Source organism: Corynebacterium hylobatis (assembly GCF_003955685.1).
Taxonomy (GTDB): Bacteria; Actinomycetota; Actinomycetes; order Mycobacteriales; family Mycobacteriaceae; genus Corynebacterium; species Corynebacterium hylobatis.
In genome coordinates this window covers 124091-132360 of record NZ_RXHJ01000003.1, presented here as the reverse complement: position 1 = coordinate 132360, position 8270 = coordinate 124091, and the positions used below count along the sequence as shown (strand labels likewise).

General features: G+C 65.9%; 7 protein-coding genes. 4 read left to right on the top strand and 3 right to left on the bottom strand.

Features of this window, described 5'->3' with window-relative positions; all coding sequences use genetic code 11:
- The first annotated feature begins 52 nt into the window (after nt 1–52).
- Together fbaA and EAH68_RS03275 are read left to right on the top strand one after the other, a co-directional pair.
- Entirely contained in the window at nt 53–1084 is a 1032-nt protein-coding gene (gene fbaA / locus EAH68_RS03280) for a class II fructose-bisphosphate aldolase (RefSeq protein ID WP_126119894.1), read from the top strand.
- A gap of 76 nt (nt 1085–1160) precedes the next feature.
- A complete protein-coding gene (locus EAH68_RS03275) occupies nt 1161–2345 on the top strand; it encodes an FUSC family protein (protein ID WP_126119893.1) in 1185 nt (394 codons plus the stop codon).
- Between the two features lie 12 nt (nt 2346–2357).
- On the opposite strand, the gene EAH68_RS15115 is transcribed toward EAH68_RS03275, so the two are convergent.
- From EAH68_RS15115 to EAH68_RS03260, 3 genes are all read right to left on the bottom strand, one after another.
- Nucleotides 2358–3557 (bottom strand): PRC-barrel domain-containing protein, encoded by a 1200-nt coding sequence (locus tag EAH68_RS15115; protein ID WP_126119892.1) that lies wholly within the window; start codon nt 3555–3557, stop codon nt 2358–2360.
- Nucleotides 3558–3884: 327 nt separating this feature from the next.
- Nucleotides 3885–4325 carry a PRC-barrel domain-containing protein gene (locus tag EAH68_RS03265; RefSeq protein ID WP_126119891.1) on the bottom strand — a complete coding sequence of 147 codons (441 nt, stop codon included), beginning with the start codon at nt 4323–4325 and terminating at the stop codon, nt 3885–3887.
- A gap of 251 nt (nt 4326–4576) precedes the next feature.
- On the bottom strand, nt 4577–5425 hold the full coding sequence (locus EAH68_RS03260) for a diacylglycerol kinase catalytic domain-containing protein (RefSeq protein ID WP_126119890.1): 849 nt from the start codon (nt 5423–5425) through the stop codon (nt 4577–4579).
- Nucleotides 5426–5531: 106 nt separating this feature from the next.
- On the opposite strand from EAH68_RS03260, the gene EAH68_RS03255 reads away from it, so the two are divergent.
- Both EAH68_RS03255 and EAH68_RS03250 read left to right on the top strand, forming a co-directional pair.
- Nucleotides 5532–6821, top strand: coding sequence for an adenylosuccinate synthase (locus EAH68_RS03255; RefSeq protein ID WP_126119889.1), 1290 nt, complete (start codon nt 5532–5534; stop codon nt 6819–6821).
- A 3-nt stretch (nt 6822–6824) separates the two neighbouring features.
- Nucleotides 6825–7868 carry an ATP-grasp domain-containing protein gene (locus tag EAH68_RS03250; protein WP_126119888.1) on the top strand — a complete coding sequence of 348 codons (1044 nt, stop codon included), beginning with the start codon at nt 6825–6827 and terminating at the stop codon, nt 7866–7868.
- Nucleotides 7869–8270: the final 402 nt, after the last annotated feature.

Sequence of the window (8270 nt, the reverse complement as noted above, 5' to 3'; positions counted from 1 at the left end):
CCTGAAAGCACAATCGGCCGGTGAAGCGACCGACAACCTGGAGGATCACCCTATGCCTATCGCGACTCCCGAGATCTACAACGAGATGCTCGATCGTGCCAAGGAGGGCGGCTACGCCTTCCCGGCCATCAACTGCACCTCCTCGGAGACCATCAACGCTGCGCTGAAGGGCTTCGCAGAGGCGGAGTCTGACGGCATCATCCAGTTCTCCACCGGCGGTGCCGAGTTCGGCTCCGGTCTGGGTGTGAAGAACAAGGTCGCCGGCGCGGTTGCCCTCGCTGCTTTCGCACATGAGGCTGCCAAGCACTACGGCGTCAACGTTGCGCTGCACACCGACCACTGCCAGAAGGAGGTGCTCGACGAGTTCGTGCGCCCCCTGCTGGCCATCTCCCAGGAGCGCGTCGACGCCGGTCAGCTGCCGCTGTTCCAGTCCCACATGTGGGACGGTTCCGCGGTTCCGATCGACGAGAACCTCGGGATTGCCCAGGAGCTGCTGGAGAAGTCCCGCAAGGCGAACATCATTCTCGAGATCGAGATTGGTGTCGTCGGTGGCGAGGAGGACGGCGTCGAGGCCAAGGCCGGCGCCAACCTCTACACCACCCCCGAGGACTTCGAGAAGACCATCGACGCCATCGGCACCGGTGAGAATGGCCGTTACCTGCTGGCCGCCACCTTCGGCAACGTCCACGGCGTGTACAAGCCGGGCAACGTCAAGCTGCGTCCGGAGATCCTGCTCGAGGGCCAGCAGGTCGCCCGCCAGAAGCTGGGTCTCGGCGACGACGCCCTGCCCTTCGACTTTGTCTTCCACGGCGGCTCCGGCTCCGAGAAGGAGAAGATCGAGGAGGCGCTGCGTTACGGCACCATCAAGATGAACGTGGACACTGACACCCAGTACGCGTTCACCCGCCCGGTCGCGTCGCACATGTTCGAGAACTACGACGGTGTGCTCAAGATCGACGGCGAGGTCGGCAACAAGAAGGCCTACGATCCGCGTTCCTACCTGAAGAAGGCCGAGCAGTCCATGTCCGAGCGTGTCCTCGAGGCATGCCAGGACCTGCACTCCGTGGGCAAGACCGTCAAGTAGTCGGCCCCACCCCTTCCCGGCGGCCCCGCGCAGTTCACAGCGCGGGGCCGCCGCTTTTTTCACTAGGGTCTAGGGCATGGCGAAACTGAGAATCGGCACCCTGGAACGTCTCCGGCAGGTGGAGGGGTCCGTTGAATCACGTCTGAACAGGGTCCGCAAACGTTCCTTCACCATCATTCAGGTCGCCGTCGCTGCCGGCCTGGCGTACTGGGTGGCGCAGGAGCTCTTCAACCACCACGCACCGTTTTTCGCCCCGATCACCGCGATCATCATCCTGGGCCTGACCGGTGGCGACCGTATCCGGCGCGCCCTGGAACTGTCGATGGGTGTCACCGTCGGCGTCGGCCTGGGTGATCTCCTCGTCCACTACCTGCCCGGCGGGATATGGCAGATTCCGCTCATCGTGGCCATCTCCCTGACGGTCGCTTCATTCCTGTCGAAGTCGCCGCTGGTGAGCAACCAGGTGGCGATCGGTTCGATACTCATCGCCACCATTCTGCCGCCCGGCACTGAGGGCGGTGGTCCGGACCGCATGATCGACGCCTTCATCGGCTCGGTCATCGGCCTGGCCACGATCGCGTTGCTGCCCTCTTCCCCGCTGCACTCCGGCAGGCAGGAGGTGTCGAAGATCCTCGGCATCGCTTCCTCCGTGCTTGACGATGTAGCCGGCACGCTGGACCATCCCGACGTCCAGGCCCTGGATGAGGCGCTGGAGGCCATCCACAACACTCAGCCGGACATCGACCGGATGATCTCTGCGGCGAAGGTGGGCCGGGAGGTGTCGAATCTCTCGCCGTTGAGGTGGGGGGCCCGCCGGAGGGTTCGTTCGCTGGAGCGCATCCTGCCGGCGGTGGAGAACTGCATGAACAACACCCGCGTCATGGCCCGCCGCGCCCTGGTGCTGTCCCAGGACGGGGACAGCGTGTCCACCCGTCTGGTCAACATCGTCGACGAACTCGCTGACATCACCGCCTCGCTGTCGGATGTCTTCGACACCCGTACCGAGGCCAACGAGGCGACGGACATCCCGGAGCTGGTCCGCCGGCTGCAGGTCATCGGGGCACGTGCCGGGATGGAGGTGATCAGCAAGGACGGGGTGCTCTCCGAGTACGTCATCCTCGCGCAGACCAGGTCCATCACCGCCGACCTCCTCGAGGTCTGCGGCTGGTCCCGGCAGTCCTCACTCGCGGCCCTCGCACCGACCTCCCGGACCCCGGCCTATCCACCGGAGGTGTGGCCGGGCATCCATGAGGAGGACTGAAGGGGGAGGGTCCTAGAACGCTGAGCGAGGGTAGTTCTGGTCTCCTTCATTCAACGGGCGGCCCTCGTCATCGACGGGGCCGGTGGGGCCGGGGTTGGCGCGAGGGGACAGATCCTCGTCCTGCCCTATCCGGTTGAATTCTTCGGCCAGTACATCGTCGGGGTCCTTGATCTCCCTCCTCAGGTCACCGGTGCCGGTGGTGTCCCTGCGCGGATCAACCTGGTACTTCCGGGAGTCGTCCTCGCTGGTGTGGATGGTGGGGTCCGGGGAGGTGCCCTCCCTGAGTCCACCGGTGTCACCGCTGGGCCTGTCACTCAACTCACCAGCGCTGGTGTGCGTGACATGCCCGCGCTGGCGGTCCTCACTGCCCACCTGTCCGACGTCCACGCTGCGGGTCTCGGTCTGGTCGGCATGGCTGTCCCGGTCGTCTTCACCTTCCGCCCACTCGACCTCGTGCCAACGATCCTGTTCCACGGGCTCATCACTCATGCCGTGCGCGCTGGTGCCGCGCATCGCCCGATCCTCGGGAGTCCTGTCAAGGCCGAGTTCATGGTCTGAGTCCGCCCGCAGACGGTCCGGCGGCCCCGCGCTGCGGGGAGCGTCGCCGAAACCGTGGAGAACCTCTCCCGGCTCGTAGCGCTCGTCGGAGGGCCCTCCCAGGGCAGGAGGTACCGGATCCTTATCGGCACGGGCCTGACGGGAATCCTGTGAGAGACCTGTTTCCTGGGGGCCGGGGGATTGTGCGGGCCCCGACACCTGGCGGGTCTCCAGCCGGTCCGGCGTTTCCGGTGGGGTCTGGGTGTCCCCTGCCCAGCGGGGCGGCCGAGGGCTGTTCGTCCCGGGTGCTCCGGATGCTGCAGGCGCCTGCCCCGTCCCACGTTCATAGGTGTGGACGTCCGTCGTATCCTCCAGACGGTAGTGACGGTAGATGGCGGCGTGATCCTCCTCGCTGAGGTGCTCATCGTGGTCGATATGGGGGGCATCCTTGATCTGGTCCTTGGTGAAGGCCAGTTTCAGTTCCTCCCCTACGAGGTTGTGGCCACGGAGCGGGACAATGCTGGAACGCATGCCGAAGAGTCCGTGGCTGACCTGGGCAAAATCGGGCTGGCCGGTGGAGTCGTTGATGTAGACTTCCGTGACGTTGCCGAGCTTGTCACCGTTGCGGTCGTAGGCGGTGGCATTGGTCAGGTCGTGGATGTTGTGTCGGGTCATTGTTTCAGGTTCCTTTCTGCATGAATCTGGATGGTGATCCCAACAGTAGGGACGTCTACCGGACCGGTGCCGTGAATGCCGGGCTGAACCGTAGGAACCTTGAAATATCGGGGGAGGTCCGTACAATCCTCAGTTTCCACGGTGGAAAGGGCGGGATCATCATGTGTTTTCTGTGGTCAGCAGGTCTCGGAGTGCCGCGCCGCCGAGACGCCCCGGGTGTGACTTGCATCTCATGATCGCTCCCGCGGGGAGATGTGATGTAGATCACTTTTCTCTTGCGGCGTGCCGGGGCGTTCGTCGGGGGTCGCGGAGGGGCGGGCGGGGCCGTCAGGAGGCGGTGCGCTCCGGCCTCTCCGGCTCCTCCGAATCGCCGAATCCTCGCGTGGTGTGGCCGCGGCTGAACTCGTCGCCCGAATAGAGCGGCTGGTCGCCGTAGGAGTGGACGTCGGCGGTGTCGGTGAGTCCGTAGTACTCGCAGATCTGGTTGTGGTCCTCCCGGCGCTTGGGTAGTTGCGTCTTCTTGGAGATCTCCGGGGCGTCCTTGAGCAGATCCTTGCTGAAGGCCAGTTTGAGGGTCCTGTCCTCAAGGGTGTGCCCGCGGAGGGGGACCACGGTGGAACGCATGCCGAAGAGTCCGTGACTAACCTCGGCATAGTCGGGTTCGCCGGTCTTGTTGTTGATGTAGACCTCCTTCACCCGGCCGAGTTTGACGCCGTCGCGGTCGTAGACTGTCGCGCGGCCGAGCTGCTGGATGCTGCGGTGGGTCATCGGTCTCAGATCCTTTCCTGGAACGGGAGTTACTTCCGACCTTAGGGACCTGCGGGGCGCCCTCGCCACGGTTTTATCGGGGACCCTGACGACTCTTGTATTCCGGACTTCTGGTGATATAATATCCGTTGTTTTCATAGATTCGAGAAGATTTAACCAGCTCAGAGCGCTAACCGCTAAATGTTATTGAATCGATTTGTAGAGATATAGCTCACATTCCACACTTAAGCGCTAATGTGATTTTTATCACATTATGGTCGAATAACTTGAAGATCCCGCAAATGGCGGTAGAAGGTCACCCTCTCCAGCGGGCGCCTGTGCCGCACACCGTCGACGGTCACCGCGAGAGCAGGGCCGCCGGCCTGTACGGCGCGACCGGTGGCCAGGGAATCCGGGTCCAGGGGCGGGGCGCCGCCGAGTCTCCGGGCGACCTTCTCCCGCCAGTTCAGCACGGGGTTCTCGGGTTCCGTGGCGCGGACGGCTGCGATGCCCGGGGCGTCGACCATCGGCACGAGGCGGGCGCCGAACACCCCGTTGAAACGGACGTCCTCCCTGGCCTCATGGCGCAGCAGCACGTGGCTGTCGACGACTATCTCCCCTGTGATCTCCCCGTCGTCCCAGGAACGGATGGTGGCGGAACCGGCCACTGCAATGCCCTGGTCGGAGCGGATGACCGGCACCGGGCGTACCTGGCCACCCAGCGCGAGGTCCCAGGCCTTGGGGGCGTCGATGCCCCAGTTCCTGGCGACCACGGATTCGCCCACGGGGACGAAGGCGAGTTCGGCCCACAGGTAGTCGCCGCGCATCATGCGGGTGAGGACGGCGGAGAGTGCCGCGTCGGTGCCGACCACCACCACACGCAGTCTCTCCTTCAGGTGCGGGGCCTGCGGGGCCGGGCCCGGGGCGCCCAGGTGCGGGACGTCCGGCTGGGCGGAGATCTCGTCGAGGGAGGGGGTGGGGTCTGCCGGCAGGAGCTCGGCGGCGAGGGCGTCGAGCGGCCGGAGGTCGCGGCGGCCCGGGATCTCGGGCAGGTTGAGGACGGTGCCGGGGGGATCGGCCGGAAGGGGGGCGTCGCCGCAGCGCAGAATGAGCACTCGCATGGGGTTTGATACTACAAGCGGGGGTGGGAGGTAGTAGAATGGTAAGCCGTTCGTGGCTGGCACCAGCCACGCGTTCCCGGACCTTGAGTGGAAGTGACCCAATTTAATGGCTGCAATCGTGATTGTCGGCGCCCAGTGGGGCGATGAGGGCAAGGGTAAGGCCACCGACATCCTGGGCGGCGAAGTCGACTACGTGGTCAAGCCCAACGGTGGCAACAACGCCGGCCACACCGTCGTCGTCGGCGGCGAGAAGTACGAACTCAAGTTGTTGCCGGCGGGTGTGCTCTCCGAGAACGCCGTTCCGATCCTGGGTAACGGCGTCGTCATCAACCTGGAGGCGCTCTTCGAGGAGATCGACGGACTCGTCGCCCGGGGCGCGAACCCGGAACGTCTGCGCATCTCCGCCAACGCGCACCTGGTCGCCCCCTACCACCAGGTCATGGACCGCGTGCAGGAGCGTTTCCTGGGCAAGCGCGCCATCGGTACCACCGGCCGCGGCATCGGTCCGGCCTACGCGGACAAGGTCTCCCGCATCGGTATCCGTGTGCAGGACATCTTCGATGAGTCGATCCTGCGCCAGAAGGTCACCTCCGCCCTGGACGTGAAGAACCAGATCCTGGTGAAGATGTACAACCGCAAGGCGATCGACCCGGAGGAGATCGTCCAGTACTTCCTGTCCTACGCCGACCGGCTGCGTCCCATGGTCATCGACGCGGAGGCCGAACTCAACAAGGCCCTCGACGAGGGCAAGCGTGTCCTCATGGAGGGTGGTCAGGCCACCATGCTCGACGTGGATCACGGCACCTACCCCTTCGTCACCTCCTCCAACCCGACCGCCGGTGGCGCATGTGTCGGCGCGGGCATCGGCCCGACCCGCATCACCACGTCGCTGGGCATCATCAAGGCCTACACCACCCGTGTGGGTGCAGGTCCGTTCCCGACGGAGCTCTTCGACAAGTGGGGCGAGTACCTGCAGACCGTCGGCGGCGAGATCGGCGTCAACACCGGACGCAAGCGCCGCTGCGGCTGGTACGACTCCGTCATCGCCCGCTACGCCTCCCGGGTCAACGGCTTCACGGACTACTTCCTGACCAAGCTGGACGTGCTCACCGGCATCGGGGAGATCCCGATCTGCGTGGCCTACGAGGTCGATGGCGAGCGTTTCGACGAGATGCCCACCACCCAGACCGATTTCCACCATGCCGTGCCGATCTTCGAGACCATGCCCGCCTGGGACGAGGACATCACCGGCTGCACCGCCTTCGAGGAGCTGCCGCAGAAGGCCCAGGACTACGTGCTGCGCCTGGAGGAGCTCTCCGGCTGCCGCATCTCCTACATCGGCGTCGGTCCGGGCCGCGACCAGACGATCGTGCGCCACGACGTCCTGGCGGACTAGCCCATGACCGTTGATGTCCTCCTGCTCGGATCCGGGGGCTTCGTGGAGGAGCTCACCGCCGCTTTCCGACGCCTCGGGGTCGCCGTCCACCACGCCCCCGCGGATGTGGCCCGGGACGGGGCGGCGCTGCGCGCGGCCGTCGAGAAGCACTCCGTTGACCACGTGGTCCCGCTGGTGGAGGACATCGACGTCGACGCGCTCGCCGCGCTGGAGCAGCAGGGCGTGAACATTGCGCCCTCGGCGAAGGGCTGCGCACTCACGGTGGCCCGGGACACCCTGCGGAAGGTCGCCAACGAGGACCTCGGCCTGCCGACCACCGCCTACCGGGTCGCGGACACCCGCGCCGGGCTGGAGCAGGCCGTCGAGGATCTGGGTCTGCCGTGCATCGTCAAACCCGCAGAATTCTCCTCCGGCCGCGGCCACACCCTCGTCCGCTCAACGGAGGAACTCGACGCCGCCTGGGACGGCCGACGCGTGATGGTCGAACGTTTCGTCGACTTCGACCACGAACTGACCCTGCTGGTTGTCCGGTCCATCGACCCCGCAACGGGCAAGCTCGCCACGTGGTTCTGCGAACCGGTCGGACACATCCACCGCGCGGGACGGCTCGAGAGCTCCTGGCAGCCCATGGCCGTCGCCCCGCGGGCCCTGGAGAACGCGCGCTCCATGGCGGCGCGCATCACCAACGCCCTCGGTGGCCGTGGACTCTACGCCGTGGAGATGTTCGTGGCCGGGGACGAGGTCTACTTCTCCGCCATCACCCCGCGCCCCCACGATGCCGGGGCGGTGACCCTGCGTTCGCAGCGTTTTTCCCAGTATGACCTGCATGCCCGGGCGATCCTGGGGCTGCCCATCGACACCACGCTGATCTCCCCGGGTGCGTGCACGGTGCTGCGCGGGGAGGTTGTCGACCAGGCTGCTGCGCTGGCTGTGCCGGAAACTGATCTGCGGCTCGACGGGCAGCGTGGACTGGTGCTGGCCACCGCGGAAACGGTGGAGGAGGCCTGTGACCGAGCCACCCGCAGCGCCACCCGCGCCCGCGCCTGAGGCGGCTGGGACCCACCCTACGTATGGCAGGGGAAGCATGGGTGTGGTTTCATGGTGGCCGTGCGTAAGTTCCGCAACACCATGACCGCCTTCGCTGTGGCAGGCCTCGTCGCCACGACCCCCACCATCGCCCACGCCGACATCGTCGACGACTAACTTGCGGCGATACCCGCCGGCCAGATCTTCTGCCAGCAGGCCAACAACTACTGGACCAACGCCGACGACTACCAGAACAAGCGCAGCCAGGCGCTGCCGGGCGCGAACTTCCACCCGCGCGGCGATGAGATCCGCGCCGTCGTCTCGCGTGTCGACGAAGCCGCCCACCGCTGTGGCCTCCTCGGTGGCGGTGACCAGGTCGCTGGCACCCAGACCGCCCCGGCCCCCAACACCATCACCATCGAC